At 42.6% G+C, this 21,411-nt stretch carries 17 protein-coding genes and 5 tRNA genes; 6 read left to right on the top strand and 16 right to left on the bottom strand.

Annotated elements, in window-relative coordinates:
- Positions 1 to 2: 2 nt before the first annotated feature.
- The 11 genes from nusG to rpsU all read right to left on the bottom strand — a co-directional run bounded on the left by nusG (position 3) and on the right by rpsU (position 4,115).
- On the bottom strand, positions 3 to 545 hold the full coding sequence (nusG, locus tag KQP79_RS12445; RefSeq protein ID WP_004296362.1) for a transcription termination/antitermination protein NusG: 543 nt from the start codon (positions 543 to 545) through the stop codon (positions 3 to 5).
- 17 nt (positions 546 to 562) lie between these two features.
- Positions 563 to 754 (bottom strand): preprotein translocase subunit SecE, encoded by a 192-nt coding sequence (secE, locus tag KQP79_RS12450; RefSeq protein ID WP_004296363.1) that lies wholly within the window; start codon positions 752 to 754, stop codon positions 563 to 565.
- A gap of 14 nt (positions 755 to 768) precedes the next feature.
- Positions 769 to 841: transfer RNA gene (locus tag KQP79_RS12455), tRNA-Trp, on the bottom strand.
- Between the two features lie 53 nt (positions 842 to 894).
- A complete protein-coding gene (gene tuf, locus KQP79_RS12460) occupies positions 895 to 2,079 on the bottom strand; it encodes an elongation factor Tu (RefSeq protein WP_004307553.1) in 1,185 nt (394 codons plus the stop codon).
- Positions 2,080 to 2,130: 51 nt separating this feature from the next.
- Positions 2,131 to 2,202 (bottom strand) — tRNA-Thr (locus KQP79_RS12465).
- A 10-nt stretch (positions 2,203 to 2,212) separates the two neighbouring features.
- Positions 2,213 to 2,285, bottom strand: a tRNA-Gly gene (locus KQP79_RS12470).
- A gap of 28 nt (positions 2,286 to 2,313) precedes the next feature.
- Positions 2,314 to 2,396: transfer RNA gene (locus KQP79_RS12475), tRNA-Tyr, on the bottom strand.
- A gap of 85 nt (positions 2,397 to 2,481) precedes the next feature.
- Positions 2,482 to 2,555 (bottom strand) — tRNA-Thr (locus tag KQP79_RS12480).
- A 97-nt stretch (positions 2,556 to 2,652) separates the two neighbouring features.
- Positions 2,653 to 2,952, bottom strand: coding sequence for a ribosome hibernation-promoting factor, HPF/YfiA family (hpf, locus tag KQP79_RS12485; RefSeq protein WP_004310895.1), 300 nt, complete (start codon positions 2,950 to 2,952; stop codon positions 2,653 to 2,655).
- Between the two features lie 16 nt (positions 2,953 to 2,968).
- Positions 2,969 to 3,850 carry a tyrosine recombinase XerC gene (gene xerC / locus KQP79_RS12490; RefSeq protein ID WP_004310896.1) on the bottom strand — a complete coding sequence of 294 codons (882 nt, stop codon included), beginning with the start codon at positions 3,848 to 3,850 and terminating at the stop codon, positions 2,969 to 2,971.
- A gap of 73 nt (positions 3,851 to 3,923) precedes the next feature.
- Positions 3,924 to 4,115: a 30S ribosomal protein S21 gene (rpsU, locus tag KQP79_RS12495; protein WP_002558090.1), complete on the bottom strand. Its 192-nt coding sequence runs from the start codon at positions 4,113 to 4,115 to the stop codon at positions 3,924 to 3,926.
- 188 nt (positions 4,116 to 4,303) lie between these two features.
- On the opposite strand from rpsU, the gene KQP79_RS12500 reads away from it, so the two are divergent.
- The 4 genes from KQP79_RS12500 to KQP79_RS12515 all read left to right on the top strand — a co-directional run bounded on the left by KQP79_RS12500 (position 4,304) and on the right by KQP79_RS12515 (position 9,875).
- Positions 4,304 to 6,085 carry an aminopeptidase P family protein gene (locus KQP79_RS12500; protein WP_004310897.1) on the top strand — a complete coding sequence of 594 codons (1,782 nt, stop codon included), beginning with the start codon at positions 4,304 to 4,306 and terminating at the stop codon, positions 6,083 to 6,085.
- Positions 6,086 to 6,233: 148 nt separating this feature from the next.
- A complete protein-coding gene (locus KQP79_RS12505) occupies positions 6,234 to 6,749 on the top strand; it encodes a gamma carbonic anhydrase family protein (protein ID WP_004307560.1) in 516 nt (171 codons plus the stop codon).
- A gap of 283 nt (positions 6,750 to 7,032) precedes the next feature.
- Positions 7,033 to 8,244, top strand: coding sequence for a peroxiredoxin family protein (locus KQP79_RS12510; protein WP_138343767.1), 1,212 nt, complete (start codon positions 7,033 to 7,035; stop codon positions 8,242 to 8,244).
- Positions 8,241 to 9,875, top strand: coding sequence for a TlpA family protein disulfide reductase (locus KQP79_RS12515; protein WP_162864666.1), 1,635 nt, complete (start codon positions 8,241 to 8,243; stop codon positions 9,873 to 9,875). Before KQP79_RS12510 ends, KQP79_RS12515 begins: the two co-directional genes overlap by 4 nt.
- 274 nt (positions 9,876 to 10,149) lie before the next feature.
- Here the strand turns inward: KQP79_RS12515 and KQP79_RS12520 are convergent, their stop codons facing one another.
- Together KQP79_RS12520 and gltX are read right to left on the bottom strand one after the other, a co-directional pair.
- The gene (locus KQP79_RS12520; protein ID WP_004296372.1) at positions 10,150 to 11,373 is read right to left on the bottom strand and encodes a 3-deoxy-D-manno-octulosonic acid transferase; all 1,224 of its coding nucleotides are present in this window, start codon (positions 11,371 to 11,373) and stop codon (positions 10,150 to 10,152) included.
- A gap of 13 nt (positions 11,374 to 11,386) precedes the next feature.
- On the bottom strand, positions 11,387 to 12,904 hold the full coding sequence (gene gltX / locus KQP79_RS12525) for a glutamate--tRNA ligase (protein ID WP_004307566.1): 1,518 nt from the start codon (positions 12,902 to 12,904) through the stop codon (positions 11,387 to 11,389).
- Between the two features lie 94 nt (positions 12,905 to 12,998).
- Between gltX and KQP79_RS12530 the strand changes: the two genes are divergently transcribed.
- On the top strand, positions 12,999 to 15,071 hold the full coding sequence (locus KQP79_RS12530) for an HD family phosphohydrolase (RefSeq protein ID WP_004296374.1): 2,073 nt from the start codon (positions 12,999 to 13,001) through the stop codon (positions 15,069 to 15,071).
- On the opposite strand, the gene KQP79_RS12535 is transcribed toward KQP79_RS12530, so the two are convergent.
- The 3 genes from KQP79_RS12535 to priA are packed head-to-tail and all read right to left on the bottom strand — an operon-like array spanning position 15,046 to position 19,838.
- Positions 15,046 to 15,516, bottom strand: a complete 471-nt coding sequence (locus tag KQP79_RS12535) for a low molecular weight protein-tyrosine-phosphatase (RefSeq protein WP_004296375.1) — start codon at positions 15,514 to 15,516, stop codon at positions 15,046 to 15,048. The genes KQP79_RS12530 and KQP79_RS12535 overlap by 26 nt on opposite strands.
- A gap of 17 nt (positions 15,517 to 15,533) precedes the next feature.
- Complete coding sequence (locus KQP79_RS12540) at positions 15,534 to 17,330, bottom strand: DUF4091 domain-containing protein (RefSeq protein WP_138343764.1); 1,797 nt, start codon at positions 17,328 to 17,330, stop codon at positions 15,534 to 15,536.
- A 51-nt stretch (positions 17,331 to 17,381) separates the two neighbouring features.
- Positions 17,382 to 19,838 (bottom strand): primosomal protein N', encoded by a 2,457-nt coding sequence (gene priA, locus KQP79_RS12545; protein ID WP_138343762.1) that lies wholly within the window; start codon positions 19,836 to 19,838, stop codon positions 17,382 to 17,384.
- Positions 19,839 to 20,175: 337 nt separating this feature from the next.
- Between priA and KQP79_RS12550 the strand changes: the two genes are divergently transcribed.
- Entirely contained in the window at positions 20,176 to 21,411 is a 1,236-nt protein-coding gene (locus KQP79_RS12550) for a site-specific integrase (RefSeq protein ID WP_149886110.1), read from the top strand.

Raw genomic sequence — 21,411 nt, forward strand, 5'->3', positions numbered from 1 at the left:
CGTTATTCCTTTTCCACTTGCATAAAGCCCAATTCAAGCGGCGTTTTGCGCCCGAATATCTTCACCATGACCTTTAGTTTCTTTTTTTCACTATTCACTTCTTCAATGATACCACTGAATCCGCTGAAAGGTCCAAAAGTAACTTTTACAGTTTCTCCCACTACGTACGGAATATTGAGTTCTTCACCCGTTTCCTGCAGTTCGTCCACTGTACCAAGTATACGATTCACTTCTGATTGTCTGAGAGGCACCGGTTTTTCGGAGCCGCCTAAAAAGCCTATCACATTCGGAGTATTGCGCAGGTGATGAGCGACCTCACCAACCAAAGCAGCCTCCACTAAAACGTAGCCAGGAAGATAACTTCTTTCCTTCACAATTTTTTTACCATTGCGAACCTGGTAAACTTTTTCAGTAGGAATCAATACCTGAGATACATATTCACCAAGGTCGCTGTTCTTAAGATCAGCTTCAAGATATTCCTTTACCTTAGCTTCTTTACCGCTAATAGCACGTAGAACGTACCATTTCTTTTCAATCTCAGCCATTTTCAATTCCTAATTTTTTAATGTGGATAAACGATTTTTTCCATGAAGTTCTGGAAACAGACATCCATACCCCATACTACCAATGCAATAAGCAGGGAAGCATATAAAACAACTACTGCACTGTTAGCAAGTTCAGAATACGTAGGCCACGATACTTTATGTACAAGTTCGTCGTAAGATTCTTTAATATAAGCTATTACCTTTTTCATTTCAATAATATTAGCACGGGAGGAGAGGCTCGAACTCCCGACACCCGGTTTTGGAGACCGGTGCTCTACCAACTGAGCTACTCCCGTGTGTACATAATCAGTTCCCGATGGAAAACCGGGAACTGATTAATTATTGTGTATTAGTCGATAATTTCAGTAATCTGACCAGCACCTACCGTACGTCCACCTTCGCGGATAGCGAAACGAAGACCCGGGTTCAATGCTACTGGGTAGATCAACTCAACTGTAATAGTTACGTTATCACCCGGCATTACCATTTCTGTTCCTTCCGGCAAAGTGATTTCACCTGTACAGTCCATAGTACGCAAGTAGAACTGAGGACGGTATTTGTTGTGGAACGGAGTGTGACGACCACCTTCTTCTTTCTTCAAGATATAAACCTCAGCTTTGAATTTAGAGTGCGGTTTAATCTGACCTGGTTTACAAAGAACCATACCACGTTTGATTTCGTTCTTGTCAATACCACGAAGCAAAAGACCTACGTTGTCACCAGCTTCACCTTGATCCAACAGTTTACGGAACATTTCAACACCAGTTACAACTGATTTCTTATCTTCACCTAAACCAAGGATTTCGATTTCATCACCAACGTGGATAACACCAGTTTCGATACGACCTGTTGCTACAGTACCACGACCTGTGATAGAGAACACGTCTTCAACCGGCATCAAGAATGGTTTATCAACATCGCGCGGAGGCAGTGGAATCCAGTTATCAACTGCATCCATCAGTTCCATAACTTTGTCTTCCCATTTTTCAACACCGTTCAATGCGCCAAGAGCAGAACCACGGATGATAGGAGTATTGTCACCATCGAAATCATAGAATGAAAGAAGTTCTCTCATTTCCATTTCAACGAGTTCCAACATTTCTTCGTCGTCTACCATATCGCACTTGTTCAAGAATACAACCAGACGAGGTACGTTTACCTGACGAGCCAACAGGATGTGTTCGCGAGTTTGAGGCATCGGACCATCAGTTGCAGCACAAACGATGATAGCACCGTCCATCTGAGCAGCACCAGTTACCATGTTCTTTACGTAGTCGGCGTGACCCGGACAGTCTACGTGTGCATAGTGACGGTTAGCTGTTTGATATTCAACGTGAGAAGTATTGATAGTAATACCTCTTTCTTTTTCTTCAGGAGCGTTGTCGATAGAATCGAAAGAACGCAATTCTGAAAGACCTTTCTTTGCCAACACAGTAGTGATAGCAGCTGTCAACGTTGTCTTACCGTGGTCTACGTGACCGATTGTACCAATGTTTACGTGCGGTTTGGTACGTTCAAATTTCTCTTTAGCCATAGCTTTACTTGTTATTTATTTGATTAATAATCAGCATTTACATCCTTTATGAGCTGTTACCGGGATTTGAACCCGGGACCTCTTCCTTACCAAGGAAGTGCTCTACCACTGAGCTATAACAGCAAGAAAAGAGAGCGGAAGACGGGGCTCAAACCCGCGACCCTCAGCTTGGAAGGCTAATGCTCTATCAACTGAGCTACTTCCGCATTCTTGCCAAAGTTGTCACTCTGATTGTGGGCAAAGATGGATTCGAACCACCGAAGGCGTAAGCCAGCAGATTTACAGTCTGCCCCATTTGGCCACTCTGGTATTTGCCCTTTTCAAAATCAAGAAATAAAAGAACTATTTTCAAACAATATAATAAAGACAGATGTTCTATCTTTGTTCTTCGGTTTCTTTTTGAGCCTCTTGTCGGATTCGAACCAACGACCCCGAGATTACAAATCACGTGCTCTGGCCAACTGAGCTAAAGAGGCAAACTTACTAAAAAATGCAACCGTCACGTTCTAACGCGAGCGAAACGGCTGCAAATTTAGTTATTTATTTCTTTCCCGCAAAATATTTGGGATTTTTTTATTTGCTACGTTGCTTTTCCTTGTATTTAACCAGCTGTTTTCCGAGTGCTTCCACATCTAAATCAATTGCTTCTTCAAATGTATCGCATACTTTGCTTGCATAAAACTCTCCATTTGGAATCAATATTTTAATGCCCGCTTCCTTGTTTTCAGCAACTTCTGGTTTAACTACCTTTAATGACACCTCTACTTTCTTTATATCTTCGTAATATTTTTCCAACTTGGACACTTTCTTCTGAATAAATGCCTGCAATTGCTCTGACGCATCAAAGTGAATTGATTGAATTCTAACATCCATACTTACCTCCTTTTTTTTAAGCTCTTGGATGAGCTTGTTTATACACTTTTTTAAGTTCTTCAAATGTGGCATGTGTGTAGATCTCGGTAGTTGTTATGCTCTCGTGACCCAAAAGTTCTTTTACCGCCCCCAGTTCTGCTTCATTGTTCAGCATTGTGGTAGCAAAAGTATGCCTCAACACGTGAGGACTCTTTTTCTTCAACGTCACCACCTTTGACAGGTTCCGTTTCACTAAATTATAGACTAGATTCTTGTAAAGCCGTTCACCATTCTCTCTAATAAAGAAAGCTTCCGACCTTTCCGGAATCGTTTCGTTTCTTACATTAATATATTCAAGCATCAGCTCCTGCAGTTCGTCACCGAACGGAATCAGCCGTTGCTTATTTCTTTTCCCGGTCACTTTCAGAAGAGAAGCCGAAAAATCCACATCCTTATCATCCAAACCTATTAATTCCGAAAGTCTCATGCCAGTAGCATAAAACACTTCAATCACCAACCGGTCCCGACAACCTTTAAATCCTTGGCCAAAATCCGTATCATCCAATAACCTATTCATTTCGTTCTCTTTTAAGAACACAGGCAACGGCTTTTTGTTTTTAGGTCCTTTTATTTTACGCAAAGGATCTATAGTCGTTTCTCCCTGTCTTATGAGATACTTGTAAAACGTTCGGAGCGAACTTAGCTTACGATTTACAGAAGTTGAGGTATACCCTTTATCCATCAATGAAACAATCCATTCACGAATCAGTTCCGCCTCGACCTCTAACGGATCAAACTTCCCATACTCTTCCTGAGCAAACTCCTGCAGTTGCTTTATATCTTCACCGTACGCAAGAACGGTCTTTTCAGAATAGTTCCGCTCATACTGGAGATAATCAAGAAAAGATTCTATCAACATAATATCGCTACATCTAAAATCGTGCAACGAATGTATGAAAAGAATTCAATAATTCAAAGGAAATTACGAATTATTAATCTTCTACTTGCTGAAGTTGTTGTACGTAAACTGCGCGTTCTTTCTTAAGTCTCTTAGTTACAGACGGTTTATCAAACTGCTGTCTGCTTCTCAATTCTTTTACGATGCCAGTTTTCTCAAATTTTCTTTTGAACTTCTTCAGCGCTTTTTCAATGTTTTCGCCTTCTTTTACAGGTACTACAATCATTTTGTTATTATTAATATGTTATGATTAAAAAAATTCCGCAGTCAAATTGCGCCGCAAAATTACACATACTTTCTTTATTCACAAAACTTTCGGCAAATATTTCTCAAAAACTATTCATAAACAAGTCATTAAATGCGGAAAGTTAGTACCTTTGAAACACTTACATGTCTATAATAATATAATAAGGTATGAAACAGAACATAAAAGAACGAATACATGCTCTGCGCATGACATTCCATCCCAATTACATCAAAGCATTCATTATCCCCAGCACCGACCCTCATCTTAGTGAGTATGTGGCTCCCCACTGGATGTCACGCGAATGGATTTCCGGTTTTACGGGTTCTGCAGGAACAGCGGTCATCCTGATGGACAAAGCGGGATTATGGACCGACTCACGTTACTTCCTTCAGGCAGCGAAAGAACTGGAAGGGAGTGGCATCACACTCTACAAAGAGATGCTGCCGGAAACTCCAAGCATAACAGAGTTTCTCTGCCAGCACTTAAAACCCGGAGAATCTGTAAGCATTGACGGGAAAATGTTCTCCGTGCAACAGGTAGAACAAATGAAAGAAGAACTAGCGGCACATCAGTTACAGGTAGATATATTTGGAGATCCATTAAAAAACATCTGGAAAGACCGTCCCTCCATACCTGACTCTCCAGCCTTAATTTATGATATCAAATATGCAGGAAAAAGCTGCAAAGAAAAAATATCCGCCATCCGTGCGGAGTTGAAGAAGAAAGGTGTCTATGCCTTATTCATATCTGCACTGGACGAAATAGCATGGACTCTCAATCTACGAGGAAACGATGTACATTGCAATCCAGTCATAGTGAGCTACCTGTTAATTACACAGGATGAGGTGACTTACTTCATTTCTCCGGAAAAAGTGACGCCGGAGGTCGAGACTTATCTGAAGAAACAACAAATAGGAATACAGAAATATGATGAGGTAGAGACATTCCTGAATTCTTTCCCCGGAGAAAATATTCTTATTGATCCACGGAAAACGAATTATGCGATTTACTCGGCCATCAATCCGAAATGTTCCATTATTCGTGGCGAGTCTCCCGTCACATTATTGAAAGCCATTCGCAATAAACAGGAAATAGCCGGCATCCATGCTGCCATGCAACGAGATGGAGTGGCACTTGTCAGATTCCTCAAGTGGCTGGAAGAATCTGTATCCACCGGAAAAGAAACTGAATTAAGTATAGATAAAAAGCTGCATGAATTCAGAGCAGCACAGCCCCTCTACATGGGAGAAAGTTTCGACACCATTGCAGGATATAAAGAGCACGGAGCAATCGTGCATTATTCGGCAACGCCGGAAAGCGATGTAACTCTTCAGCCTAAAGGATTCCTACTCTTAGATTCAGGGGCACAATACTTGGACGGAACCACTGACATCACTCGTACCATCGCATTAGGCGAACTGACGGAAGAGGAAAAGACGGATTATACCTTAATATTAAAGGGACACATAGCATTGGCTATGGCTAAATTCCCAGCCGGAACCCGTGGTGCGCAACTCGATGTACTGGCGCGTATCCCTATCTGGAATCACAGAATGAACTTTCTCCATGGCACAGGGCACGGCGTCGGGCATTTCTTGAGTGTACACGAAGGACCACAAAGCATTCGTATGAATGAAAACCCTGTAATTCTCCAGCCCGGTATGGTTACATCCAACGAACCTGGTGTTTATAAGACAGGCAGTCACGGGATACGTACGGAGAACTTGACGTTAGTTTGCAAAGATGGAGAGGGAATGTTTGGAGAATATCTTAAGTTTGAGACTATCACTTTATGCCCCATCTGCAAAAAAGGGATCATCAAGGAGATGCTGACAAATGAAGAAATTGAATGGTTAAACAATTACCATCAGACTGTCTACGAGAAACTATCACCGGATCTTAACGAAGAAGAAAAAGTTTGGTTACAAGAGGCGACTGCTTCCCTTTAAAAAGAACTTGCCTGACACCCGGGTGTCAAGCATACCAACACCCGGGTGTCAGACTGCTCAAGACCCGGGTCTCATACATCACGACACCCGGGTGTCGTACAACATAGAACTGCATTAAATAAAAAACTTTATTAGAAACAAATATTATATGGCTTTAATTAAATCAGTACGGGGTTTTACTCCCGAAATCGGAGAAAACTGCTTCCTCGCAGATAATGCAACTATTATAGGAGATGTAAAAATAGGAAATGATTGTAGCATTTGGTTTAATACGGTATTAAGAGGTGACGTCAACTCCATACGAATCGGCAACGGTGTCAATATTCAAGATGGAAGTGTCTTGCATACATTATACCAGAAATCGACTATTGAAATTGGCGATCACGTATCCGTAGGACATAATGTCACCATTCATGGGGCGACCATCAAAGATTACGCATTGGTCGGGATGGGGTCAACCGTACTGGATCACGTTGTAGTCGGTGAAGGAGCAATCGTTGCCGCCGGCTCTCTGGTATTAAGCAATACCATCATTGAACCGGGAAGCATTTGGGGAGGAGTACCCGCGAAATTCATTAAAAAGGTAGATCCTGAACAAGCCAAAGAACTGAATCAAAAAATTGCTCACAACTATCTGATGTACTCACAATGGTATAAAGAATAGCTTTAAATAAAACCTAAAACAAAACTTCGTTCCTCCTTACTCTTATATTTTTAAGAAAAGGGGGAACGTTTTTTTTCAGAACACCATTGACACTTCAATAGCCACATAAATAAGCCATTTACAAACACATACCATAAGATCCACACTACTAAGACTAATCATCATTGATTTCCAAAGTCCATATTTATATTATTTAACCCTCTGAATATATTTTTATTACGAATTATTCGTAGATTTGTAAGGCATTAAATCTGAGCAATGAACCAACAAACACTTATTCATTATGAAAATAAAACTACTACTTACAATTCTCTTATTGGCAGAAATAATAACCGCCAATGCACAAAACGCAGAAAAAGAATATTTAAAGAAAGTACTTACCAATTTAGAAAAGATTGAATCTGCAACCTACTATGTCACTAACGAAAGCTGGCAACCTAGTGATTCAACCGCATTATTTACCTTGCATGGCTTCGTTAAAGAGTACGATAATCCAATGGACTCAACCATAGGCGCAAGCTATGTTTCACTAGATGCCAATGATACAACAAAACTAGAATTTTGTTATGACGGCAACATAAGAGTATTACCTTATCACGAAAATAAGAAATTAGCAATTGATGATTTCACATTCAGACCACTTCCTTTCAGACTAGTAAGTCCCCCATTCTTCAACCATGCAAAGAATATCATCAAATATGCACTTACCACTAAGGATCATATTGTAACAGAGTTGAAAGACGAGGGCGATAATTATTATTTCAAATTAGTAATTGATGAGAATCAACAAGTTGAATTCTTTGGAAAAGCTTATCATATACCACTTCCCCCATTCGATATCAACAGTACAACTTCTATTTATGAGTTATGGGTCAACAAATCGAATGACTTACCTTATAAAAAACGAAGAGAGATGTCGCATGATATTTCCGTTTCAACCTGTTCGAATCTTGAAATCAATAAACTAACAATCAACGACTTTAATGCGACTGATTATTTCCCAAAAGATTATGAAATAGTAAAATACAGCGACCTCTACAAGAAAAATGAAGAATCAACAGCATCCGAACTTATAGGGAAAAAAGCTCCAGACTGGATATTAGAAAATATAGAAGCACAACCGGTATCATTAGCCGACTGTAAAAGCAAAATCATACTAATCAACTTCACAGGCATTGGTTGTGGTGCCTGTCAGGCGGCTGTTCCTCTTCTGAAACAGTTAAAAGGATTATTCACCAGTGAAGAGTTTGAGTTGATTGCAATAGAATCCTGGAGTCGTAAAGTATCTGCCATCCGGAATTATGCAAACCGAAAGGAATTGAATTATACCATTCTAAATGCAACAAATGAGGTTATCAAACAATACCAGACCGGTGGTGCCGCACCCTACTTTTTCATAGTAGACCAAGAACGAATCATACGAAAAGTAATCAGAGGTTATAGTAATGAGAATACAGATAAAGAAATAATAAATGCAATAAAAGAACTACTATGAACATGAACAGACTATTTACTTGTCTTTGTTTGTCCTTGTTATTCAACCTGGCACAAGCACAATTACCCATCCCCGAATATCAGAAAGGAAAGGCCATTTTAAGTGGTACAATCGCCAATTACCATCCGAATGATAATCTGATATTCAAGATCGGAGCTCCCAATATCGTGATGGGAACAGCCGAAACTCTTTATCCGACTGTTGAGTCAGACGGAAGCTTTACTATTAATATTCCTCTCTACCATCATACACAAGTACGGATGATGATAGGAAATGCTGATTTAGTCATTCTGCTAAGTCCCGAAAAAGAAACAAATGTAGCTATCAATCTAAGTAATCCACCAGGAAAACAGTTTGTATTTAGCGGTCAATATGCTACCATTAACAATGAATGGTGCCAGCCGGAACTAATAACAAAGATACCACCTGTTTATAGTGATGGCGACCTATTGGATTCCATTGTAGGCATTAGTGCCAATGAATTCAAAAAACGATGTATCAACCAATACAAACGATATGTAACGCACAACAACGCACAGTTACAATTCAGCGAAGACACTCGCACACTCGCCAATCTCTCATGCGCATTTGATTGCCTGGAAAATCTACAGGCCACCCACTATTGCCTGCAAACTGCTTATCAAAAGAAGGAAAACATTACGCGGGAACAAGCTTTTGCTGCTTTTCTTGATGTATATTTGCCCGATGATTTCCACAATTATTTGAAGGATTTCCCAGTCAATCACCCTTTAGCACTCTATTGTTATAATTACCGCAATGTAGTCATGGATTTATATGATACCCACAAAGACCCACTCGCTTACGAAAAAAATCTATTGAAAAATGCACCACTCACTAAAGAGGAACAGACACTTATCCATCAATATGAAACGGCTTTCAAAGCAGGTATCTCCTTTCAGCAAGAAAGCGAGCTAATGGCACTTAGTGCAAAATACTTCAAAGAAAATGACCTATTCAGATGGGAGTCATTCTCCAAAGCAAAAGAACGTCTTAGTAATATCATACAAGACAGCACAAGTTTAATAGTTGACTACATACGAGCAATCTATATGCGTTCCAGTTTTTACAATTTACAACCTCTGACACCCCGACAAGAGCTCATGGCTTCGGAAATTACCAATCCTATTTTCTTAGGTATCATTCAAGACATGAACCGCCAGATGCAACCCCGACAGAAAACGATAACAAAGAAATTCACTATTTGCGAAGCACCACAAGTTCCGGAAAAGGAACTGTTGACTGCTCTCATTGCCCGCCACAAAGGGAAGGTACAGTTTATCGACTTTTGGGCTACCTGGTGCGGTGGCTGCCGGCAAATCATCAAGGAATATGAACCACTAAAGAAAGAAATAGGTGAAGACAAAGTTGCTTTCATTTACCTCACAGGCCCCAGTTCTATAAAAAAGACTTGGGATATACTAATACAAGACATTGCCGGAGAACATTACTGGTTGAACAAAGAACAGTGGGGTTATCTTTGGAATCATTTTCAGATGACGGGATTACCGATGTACCTGATAATAGATAAAAAAGGAAATATCGCAAAACAATTCACCCACGTAACAGCCAAAGAGTTGAAAGAGTTGCTAGAGTTAGAAGTCAACAGATAAGGTGCCTAGCTACAAATGCAGGAAACAGGTTCTTCGTCAAATCTGGTGAAAAGTTGTCCTCTATTCATTTATATAATTCAGTAGATGCCTGTTTTTCTAAAGGATTTACCACCCAATTTGACAAAGAGCCGAAAGCAATGAGAAGTGTGCCAAAGCTCCTTAATAAACAAAGAATCACCTTTACCACAGATAATTGTGATAAAGGTGATTCTTTGTTTATTAAGGTTTTGTATTGCCCTCTTATATCGAATTCACATTGATCTACAATATATATTTAGAAATTAATCATGTGCATAATCTTCTCCGTCGCACCGGCATTGCTAGTCACATAATAACCGGCATTCGTTCCGGTTTCCCGCAAAAACACCTCATCTGTCAGGAAACGATCCAGCAAAGTTTTCAGTTCATCATAGTCTTTGATAGAATAGGCACCTTTTGCTTCCAGCAATTGAACAGCCTCCATGAATTTCTGATACTTCGGTCCGAAAATCACCGGAATACCATATACAGCCGCTTCCAAGGTGTTGTGGATTCCGACCCCGAAACCACCGCCGATATAAGCTATTTCACCATAGCGGTAAATAGAGGACAGCAGTCCGAAGCAGTCTATAATAAGACAATCCGCTTTCAATACATTCCTCTCATCGGCACGGGTATAGCGCACATACGGACGCTTCAGTTTACCGATGATCTCAACCAGGTGATTCTCATCGATCACATGCGGAGCAATAATCAGTTTCATTTCCGGATGATTATTGAAATATTCGAGGAATAAATCCTCATCAGGTCCCCATGAACTTCCGGCAACAAAAGTAAAGGAGTTGTTTCCTTTAAATTTCTCCACCAGCGGGAGTTCTTTCGCCTCTTCACGGATTTGCAACACGCGGTCAAAACGGGTATCCCCCACTACTGTCACACGACTGATGCCGATTTTCGACAAATAACGTTTGGATGCCTCATTCTGAACAAACAGATGATCGAAATCTTTCAAGACATTGCGATAAGTGCCACCGTACCATTTAAAGAATATTTGTTCGCGACGGAAAATAGACGACACACTATATACCGGAATACGGCGCTTGTGAAGCTCATCCAGATAATTCTTCCAAAACTCATATTTGATAAAGAACGCCATGCAAGGATTTGCAATATCCAGGAACTTCTTCACATTCCTCGGCTTATCAAACGGCAGATAGCAGACAATATCCGCCCCCCGGTAATGCTTGCGCACTTCATAACCGGAAGGAGAAAAAAATGTCAGCAATATCTTATAGTTAGGATATTTCTCACGAATCATTTCTATCAGAGGGCGTCCTTGTTCAAACTCCCCCAGTGAAGCAGCGTGAAACCAAATATACTGTTCCCCTTTTTCCACTTGTTGGCGTAAGAGTTCATACACCACCCAATGCCCCTTCATCATCTTCCGTGGCTTACGGCTAAACGGAGCAGCCAAATGGACGATAAAGTCATAAATGACTATTGCCAGGTCGTAAAGCATAGTACTGTGTCGATTACTTCAAAACCTCTACCGCTCGTTTCATACGAGCTATCGTCTCCTCTTTGCCCAATACCCAGGAAATATCGAACATGTGCGGGCCTTTTCCTTCACCCACCAATGTCAGACGGAAAGCATTCATGATATTACCGGTATGGTAACCTTTCTCTGCAATCCAGTCCATAACGACTTTTTCCTGTCCTTCAATGCTAAAATCTTCAATACCGGCAATCACTTCTGCCAATTCGGTCATACATTTGGCAGAATCTTCTTTCCAGCGTTTCTTCACCGTCTTTTCATCATATTCGGTAGGAGCCACAAAGAAGAAGCTACATACATCCCACAGTTCTTTAATGAAACTTACCCGGTCTTTCATCATGCCAACCACAGTCACTACCTTTTCGAAAGGAGCCTCTACGCCTTGTTCTTTCAAGAAAGGCAAGAACAGTTCCGCAATTTCTTCGTTAGGTTTCTGCTGTATATATTGATGATTGAACCATATTCCTTTTTTATAGTCGAACTTAGCTCCCGACTTGCTGCAACGGTGAAGATCAAACAACTTAATCAATTCATCCATCGACATCACTTCCAGATCATTACCCGGATTCCATCCCAATAAAGCCAGGAAATTAATCACAGCTTCGGGTAAATAACCGGATTCGCGATAACCAGAAGAGATTTCTCCGGATTTCGGATCGTGCCATTCCAATGGAAATACAGGGAATCCGAGACGGTCACCGTCACGCTTGCTTAATTTTCCATTACCTTCCGGTTTCAATAACAAAGGCAGGTGAGCAAATTCCGGCATCGTATCTTCCCAACCGAAAGCACGGTACAACAACACATGCAAAGGAGCGGAAGGCAACCATTCTTCACCACGAATCACGTGGGAAACTTCCATCAAATGGTCATCCACGATATTTGCCAAATGGTAAGTAGGCAGTTCGTCAGCCGATTTATAAAGCACTTTGTCATCCAGAATAGATGAGTTGATTACTACTTCGCCACGAATCAGGTCATTTACATGTATATCTTCATTCGGTTCGATTTTGAAACGAACAACATATTGTTTGCCTTCAGCAATCAGTGCATCCACTTCTTCTTTCGGCATAGTTAATGAATTGCGCATCATACCACGGGTAGATGCATCATATTGGAAGTTAGCAATTTCAGCACGCTTAGCGTCCAGCTCCTCCGGAGTATCAAAAGCGATGTAAGCTTTTCCATTTTCCAGCAAAATCTGCACATATTTCTTGTAGATTTCGCGGCGCTCCGACTGACGGTATGGACCCTGTTCACCACCGAAGCTCACTCCCTCGTCAAAGTGGATACCTAACCACTTAAAAGATTCGAGTATATACTCTTCCGCTCCCGGAACGAACCGGTTAGAGTCAGTGTCTTCAATACGAAATATCAAGTCTCCGCCGTGTTGACGTGCAAATAGATAATTATACAAAGCTGTACGCACACCACCGATGTGCAATGCTCCCGTAGGACTTGGAGCAAAACGAACTCTTACTTTTCTTTCTGCCATAATTTGGGTTAGTATAGGTAAATCGTGGCAAAATTAAACCTTTTTTTCCACACTATTGTTTTTTTTTGTACTTTTCGCAAAAATTTCAGTGGATATGGAACATTTGAAGAAGAAAAAAAGATTTTCATGGAGAGATTTACTATATAAATCACTGCTGTTTGTAGGCACTGTGGCGCTGATTGTTTATTTCCTGCCACGTGACGGAAAATTCAATTACCAGTTCGACATCAACAAGCCCTGGAAATACGGACAGTTGATCGCTACTTTCGACTTTCCTATTTATAAAGAGGATGCAGTGGTAAAAAGGGAACAAGATAGCCTGATGGCTTTCTTCCAACCTTATTATCAACTGGATAAAAATATAGAAAAAGACGCAATCGCCAAGCTGAAAGAGAATTACCATACGAATCTGAAAGGTATTCTCCCTTCCATCGATTATTTGCGGTACATTGAGCGCACTTTAAAAGAAATCTATCAGGCAGGCATCGTTTCGACAGAGAATATACAGCTGCTTCACAAAGACAGCACTTCATCTGTCATGGTGATTGATGACAAACTGGCTAATCCACAGGCTACCGAGAATCTTTACACGGTAAAAAAAGCCTATGAGCACTTGCTGTCAGCAGACTCTACTCATTTCAACCGGGAAATTTTAAGGCAATGCTCCCTGAACGAATACATCACCCCCAACCTTACCTTTGACGAGGAACGTACCCAGGCTGCCAAAGAAGAAATCCTGAACAACTATTCCTGGGCAAACGGATTAGTAGTCAGCGGGCAAAAGATTATCGACCGGGGGGAAATCGTCAGCCCGCATACCTATAATATCCTGGAGTCATTACGCAAAGAATCCATCAAACGGAATGAGTCCATGGGACAGAACCGTCTGATTCTCGGCGGACAGATTCTGTTTGTAGGAATGCTGATGCTTTGTTTTATGCTTTATCTCGACCTGTTCCGAAAAGACTACTATCAACGAAAAGGCAGTCTGTCATTGCTATTCACGTTGATTGTATTTTACAGTGTCATAACCGCTTTTATGGTAACACATAATCTATTTAATGTGTATATCATCCCGTACGCGATGCTACCCATTATCATCCGTGTTTTTCTTGATTCGAGGACTGCTTTCCTGACGCATGTCATCACTATATTGATATGCTCCATATCCCTACGCTTTCCGCATGAATTCATTCTGACACAGTTGGCAGCAGGATTGGTGGCGATATTCAGTCTAAGAGAGCTATCGCAAAGGTCCCAACTTTTCCGGACGGCTTTATTGGTTATACTGACTTATGCAGCCATTTACTTCGCCTTCGAATTGATGACAGAGAACGGTCTTTCCACCGACTTCTCGAAGTTGAACATACGAATGTACACTTACTTCATCATCAATGGAATTCTGCTATTATTCACCTATCCTTTACTCTTTTTATTGGAAAAGACTTTCGGATTTACTTCCAATGTAACGTTGGTAGAACTTTCGAATATCAATAATGACCTTTTGCGGCAAATGTCCGAGACGGTTCCGGGCACCTTCCAACATTCCATGCAAGTGGCCAATCTTGCTGCAGAAGCAGCCATCCGTATTGGAGCTAAAAGCCAGTTAGTACGTACAGGAGCTTTGTATCATGATATTGGTAAGATGGAAAACCCTGCTTTTTTCACAGAAAATCAGTCAGGAGGAGTTAACCCGCATAAGAACCTGAATTACGAACAAAGTGCGCAGGTCGTCATCAGTCATGTGACGGATGGATTGAAGTTAGCCGATAAACACAATCTGCCTAAAGCCATCAAGGACTTTATCAGCACGCATCATGGACGGGGGAAAACAAAATATTTCTATATTTCCTGGAAGAACGAGCATCCGGACGAAGAGCCGAATGAAGAACTGTTCACCTATCCCGGCCCGAATCCGTTCACCAAAGAACAGGCTATCCTGATGATGGCGGATGCCGTAGAAGCTGCCTCACGCAGTCTTCCGGAATATACAGAAGAAACAATCAGCAACCTGGTCGATAAGATTATCGATTCCCAGGTCACTGAAGGTTACTTTAAAGAATGTCCTATCACTTTCAAGGATATAGCAACAGTGAAAGCTGTGTTCAAAGAAAAACTAAAGATTGCTTATCACACCCGGATCAGTTATCCTGAGTTAAAGAAGTAAGCAAACCTGCGCAAGCATCTTCAAGAACATCAAGTACATATTCAAACCCCTCGGCCCCTCCATAATAGGGGTCGGGTACATGATCTGCAGGAATACGGGTGCAATACTCCGTCATGCGATGAATCTTCTTCCATTCTTCGGGAGAAGGAGCTTTGTCTTTCAAGTCATCTATGTTCCGGTCGTCCATACCGATAATCAGATCAAAATTATAAAAATCTTCCGTACGGACGGGGCGAGAACGATGCACCAATTGATAACCGCGACGGGCTGCATGAGCACGCATCCGGCTATCCGGCAATTCCCCCTGATGATAAGACAGGATTCCGGCAGAATCTATCACAAATTCTTTTTCCAGTCCCGCTTCTTCTATTAAATGAAGCATTACGCCTTCAGCCGTAGAGCTACGGCAGATATTTCCTAAACAGACAAATAATATTTTCTTCATATATACATGATTGTTTCTCAAAAAGAGTTCAGTATCTGATTGGCCCGGTTCACGGTTATTGCGGCCGGGATTTCCGGCATACTACCCAAATTGAACGGAGCAAGCATTTTTTCTATCTTCTTTAATCCGGCCTTATTTCCTTTTTTCTCAAATTCCTGACGAAGGATATTGATCTTCTCATGCGCCTGTATTCCTTCAATCAAACGCTCGAAACGAATACAGCTACGAGCTCCCGGATATACAAGGTAAGTATCTCCGCCTGCCCAACTACGGAAACGGGAATCGAGCAGCGGTTCCAATGGCCAGCTGTTATATGCCCAACGCAGATAACCATCCAGATGTTTCTTAGATGAATAATAACTCATCCAGGCTGCTTCTGCAGGATCAGAGAAAGTAAACGTGTTGGGATGGGCTTCCGTACAGCAGGTATAATAATTAGTACGCTTGTTCTCGGCAACACGACGCAGACGCACTTCTTCCGGGAAGTTCTGTCCGATAACAATACAATAATCATATAGATCGGGCTCAATTTCTTCATGATAGTTCCCGGCCAACGATACTTTAAAATCCGGATCAGCTTTACGAATCACTTTCAACGTCTTCTGCATCACTTCCATCGGACGTTCGTCCATTGCAATAGCACAAATATCAAACCATCCTTTTTCTTTCAGATGCTTGGAGAAAGAGGCAAGCATCGCTCCCCACATTTCTTCATAAGCCGCATCACCCGGTGCAGTTTTCACGAATTGCAGAGAGTTGGTTGCCTGATCGTAGTATTGGAATGACAATTCCCATGGAACCATTGAGTAACAATTAATCTGTTTATCAATGCCTACACTCATCATAAATTCCACCCAACGGTCGAAGATAGTATAATCAAAAGCCCATGTTCCATCTGCCCGTTTCATCCAGGTGACCATTGTATCAAAATAATCTTCTGTCTGACCATTCCAGGGTTTATGTGTCAAAGTAGCCGTGATAATCTTCTGTCCGGCATCTGCCAACATTTTCATCAAAGGACGCATAGCGTCAAAATGCTCCTGGCTCCATAAAGGAACCTGATAATAACGTGCCACTGCATAAGGACTTTGCCATAAATCCAAGTGATAAGCCCATTCCGAAGGTTGAGGAAGTTCACGGGAAGAAACGGTAATTTCGAGATTCAGGCGTTGCAATAAACGCGAGCCGTCATTGATTAACAATTCCCCTTGATAAGTTCCGGGAGTAGCCGATTGAGGAATCCAACACTGCACCCAGACCGGTTGAACAGTACGAGCGGGCAAAGCCATCGTTTTCAGGTTGGTATCAATAGGATCGGCCACCAATAATGAATCATAATCTATAGACTTCCGATATCCGCAGGCACCTCTCCCATCCTTATTCAATTCATCCGTCATCACATAACGGACAAAACCACCTGTAAATGCATCTTTGGGAAGAACATTTCCCTTTTTGTCTTCAAAATCACCAAAGCTGAAATTCAGGTCTTTCAGTTCTACGCCTGTCCACACAACAGCTTGCGCGTTCACACGTTCACCACGCCAGCCTTTCAGGGAAACAGTCTGTTGTTTCTTCAACTGCGGGAGTTGATGTTTTGCATACCGAGTATCTGTTGTACCCCAAGAAACTTGGGTGGAAGTCACCGCTGCCCACTCTTTATCAGAAGGTGCAGTAGGATCAGGTAACTCCTGATAAGTCAGTAAAGGGAACTTCGGTTGTCCTGTCGGAACGCCACATTGAGTTACTCCCTGCTGGGCAAAAACTGCACCCATGCTAAAGAGACAAGTCAGAGAAAAAATAGTAAGTCGTTTCATGGTTAGTTAATTAAATGATTAAAGGTTATTATATGGGGGAAAATTATTAAATCACATAGGGTCTACATCATAATAGACAATCAAAGATTTATAGCGTTCGTCCGCCAACATCTCGCGCTGGATACGTAGCAACAATTCCCGTGCACGTCCCATCGGGGCATTCTGCTCAATCTTGACAACAATCTTCTTGATAAACAAAGTCTGGATACGGGCAACAGGAGGTTTATCCGGGCCTAATACCCGATTGCCAAATACAGCCCGCAACTTATCCGCCATCACTGCCGCCATCTGATCCAGCAACGCTTCATTATGATTTTTCAGATAAACATATACCAGCCGGTAATAAGGAGGATAATGGAACATCTGACGTTCCACCAATTGTCCGCCTACCATATCTTCATAATCATTGGCAATGACCTGATGAATGATAGGATGATCGATGCTCTTGGTTTGCAATACCACCCGTCCGCGTTTATTCTTACGCCCGGCACGTCCCGCTACTTGTGCCATCAACTGAAAAGCACGCTCATAGGAACGGAAATCGGGATAATTCAACATGGTATCGGCATTCAATATACCTACTATACTGACATGATCGAAATCCAACCCTTTTGATACCATTTGCGTACCGATCAATATGTCCGTCTTTCCCTGCTCAAAGTCTGCAATAATCTTCTCATAGGCGGAACGGGTACGTGTAGTATCCAAGTCCATCCGGGCTACGGCAGCTTCCGGGAAAAGGATTTTGATGTCATCTTCAATCTTTTCCGTACCGAAACCACGGTTCACCAGTTCTGTTCCCTCGCAGGCAGGACAGGATTTCGGCAGTTGATACGTATAACCGCAGTAGTGACAGGTTAATTGATTGATTCCTTTATGATAGGTAAGGCTTACGTCGCAATTCTTACACTTAGGCACCCAACCGCAGGTACGACACTCCACCATCGGAGCAAACCCACGACGGTTCTGAAAGAGAATCACTTGTTCTTTCTGTTCCAAAGCCTCTTTCATATATTGTATCAGAAGTGGCGAGAATTGTCCGACCATCCGCTTTTTGCGATGCAGTTCCTTGATATCCACCGGAATAATCTCCGGCAACTGGATTTCTTTATATCGTTCTTTCAGTTGTACGAAACCATATTTTCCCTCTCTTGCATTCTGCCATGACTCGATAGAGGGAGTGGCCGTACCCAACAGGGTTTTAGCTCCGTACATGGCGGCCAGTACAATAGCCGCGCTACGCGCATGATATCGGGGAGCGGGATCTTGTTGCTTATACGTATTTTCGTGCTCTTCATCCACAATCACCAATCCCAGATTTCGGAAAGGCAGGAAAATAGAAGAACGAACACCCAGAATAATATCATACCCGTTCTCTCCCAGTTGCTTCCGCCATATTTCAACCCGTTCGGCATCAGGGAACTTAGAATGATAGATACCCAGACGAGCACCGAAGACCCGTTGCAAACGCTCCGTGATTTGAGTGGTCAATGCAATTTCCGGCAACAAATATAACACCTGCTTTCCCTGACGAATCGCTTCTTTTATCAGATGGATATAAATTTCAGTCTTACCACTGGACGTTACCCCATGAAGCAGACAGACATTTTTCTCCTGAAAAGACTGCACGACTTCATCAAATGCACGCTGTTGAAACTCATTCAAAGGATTTAATTCGACAATCTCCTTCTCCTGCTTATCCAACCGCCCGATTTCATGGTAGTAGATTTCAAAAATCTTCTTATCCACCAATCCATTCAATACAGAAGGAGCCACATTAGTCCGCTGCAACAGTTCTTTCTTGGAGACTTCTTTCGGAGTTCCCGCTCCTAAAACGCCGGAACACTCCACATACTTCATGAGTAATGCCAACTGCTTCGGAGCACGAGACAGAATATCAAACAGGATATGAAGCCGCTTTTCATCCGCTGTACCCGCAAGCCGAACCCGTGCCTCTGTTTTAGGTTTATAAGTACGCCTCAACTCCTCCTTTACGAAAATCGCTTCTTTATCGAGCAAAGACTTGATGACCGTAAGAATATTTTTGATACCACTGTCCTTCTCCAGTTTAGTGACGCACTGTTGCGAATCTACGGCAAGTAAATCCAAAATACGTTGCTCACGTTCCGGCAATGGCGCATCCGCTTCAAAATCAGGATTATATTCAACGATCGTTTCACTCTCCAGTTTCAGGCCGGAGGGAAGTGCCGCTTTATAGACATCGCCTTGTGTACAGAGATAATAATCAGCTATCCACTCCCAAAATTTGAATTGAGCGGGTAACAGAATGGGAGAAGCATCCAGCAATGCAGATATATCTTTCACTTCGTACTCCGTTGGAGCACAATAATGAACGTTAAGGACGATAGCCGTATAAAACTTCTTCCGCCCGAAAGGAACTACCACACGGCAGCCTATCTTCACATCTTCCGCACATTCATCCGGCAAAGAGTAAGTAAAACTCTTCGGAAGCGGAAGCGGTAATATGACATCTACATACTTTTTCATTGTAATCAACAAAGTTACTACAAAAAAGTGAAATGCGGAAAGATATAGTGATAGAATTGAGTTACAAGGGTTTTGGTTGAAGTGGCGAAAATTCGTGAAGCCATTACAATCCCTGCCGAAGCCAAATCCTGACGCTGCAACGTTACTTGTTCGTAACCATGCCCGAAAATGCGACAAACGGGCACGAATGGCGAAACAAGGCACTATGTTATAGTGAGTTACCCACAACTCACGCGAAAAATCCGGTTACGGAAAAAGATTGCTCCGTTCCTCCCCGTTTTGCGTACCGACACCGGACTCTTCACCAACTAATTTTGAAACCAAAAAATTAAGAACGATGAAGAGTACATTTTCAGTAATCTACTACCTCAAGCGTCAGGTAGTGAAAAAGGACGGGACGGTTCCCGTCATGGGACGCATCACGGTGGACGGCAGCCAGACGCAGTTCAGTTGCAAGCTGAGTGTCGATCCGAAGCTGTGGGACACCAAAGGAGGACGTGTTACGGGCAGAAGCACGGCGGCACTCGAAACGAACCGTATGCTTGACAAGATGCGGGTACGTATCAACAAGCATTATCAGGAAATCATGGAGCGTGACAACTTCGTCACTGCTGAGAAGGTGAAGAACGCTTTTCTCGGACTGGAACACCGCTACCACACGCTGATGCAGGTGTACCGTCGTCACAATGAGGACTATGAGAAACAGGTGGAAGCAGGCATGAAAGCAAAAGGTACACTGGAAAAGTACCGTATCGTTTACAAGCACCTGCAAGAGTTCCTCGACATCCGCTACCATGTGAAGGACATCGCACTGAAAGAGCTTATCCCCGCTTTCATCTCCGACTTCGAGATGTTCCTGCGCACGGACAAACACTGCTGCACCAATACCGTGTGGCTGTATGTCTGCCCGCTACGGACGATGGTGTTCATCGCCATCAACAACGAGTGGCTGACACGCGACCCGTTCCGCGAGTATGAAATCAAGAAGGAGGAAACAACACGCAGTTTCCTGACCAAAGAGGAAATTCGCCTGCTGATGGACGGGAAACTGAAAAACGCCAAACAGGAACTGTACCGCGACCTCTACCTGTTCTGCGCTTTCACCGGGTTGTCTTTCTCGGATATGCGCAACCTCACGGAAGAGAATATCCGCACCTACTTCGACGAACACAAGTGGATAAACATCAACCGCCAGAAAACGGGTGTGGTGTCCAACATCCGCCTGCTTGACATCGCCAACCGCATAATCGGCAAATACCGGGGTCTGTGCGAGAACGGCAGGATATTCCCCGTCCCGCATTATAACACGTGCCTTGCCGGTATCCGTGCCGTCGCCAAGCGTTGCGGCATCACCAAGCATATCACGTGGCATCAGAGCCGCCACACGGCAGCCACGACGGTATTTCTCTCTAATGGCGTACCTATCGAAACCGTCAGCTCCATGCTCGGACACAAGAGCATAAAGACGACGCAGATTTACGCGAAGATAACCAAAGAAAAACTCAATCAGGACATGGAGAACCTTGCCGCAAGGTTGAACAGTGTTAAGGAATTTGCAGGTTGCACCATCTAA

Source organism: Bacteroides sp. DH3716P (genome assembly GCF_025914115.1).
Lineage (GTDB): Bacteria > Bacteroidota > Bacteroidia > Bacteroidales > Bacteroidaceae > Bacteroides > Bacteroides ovatus.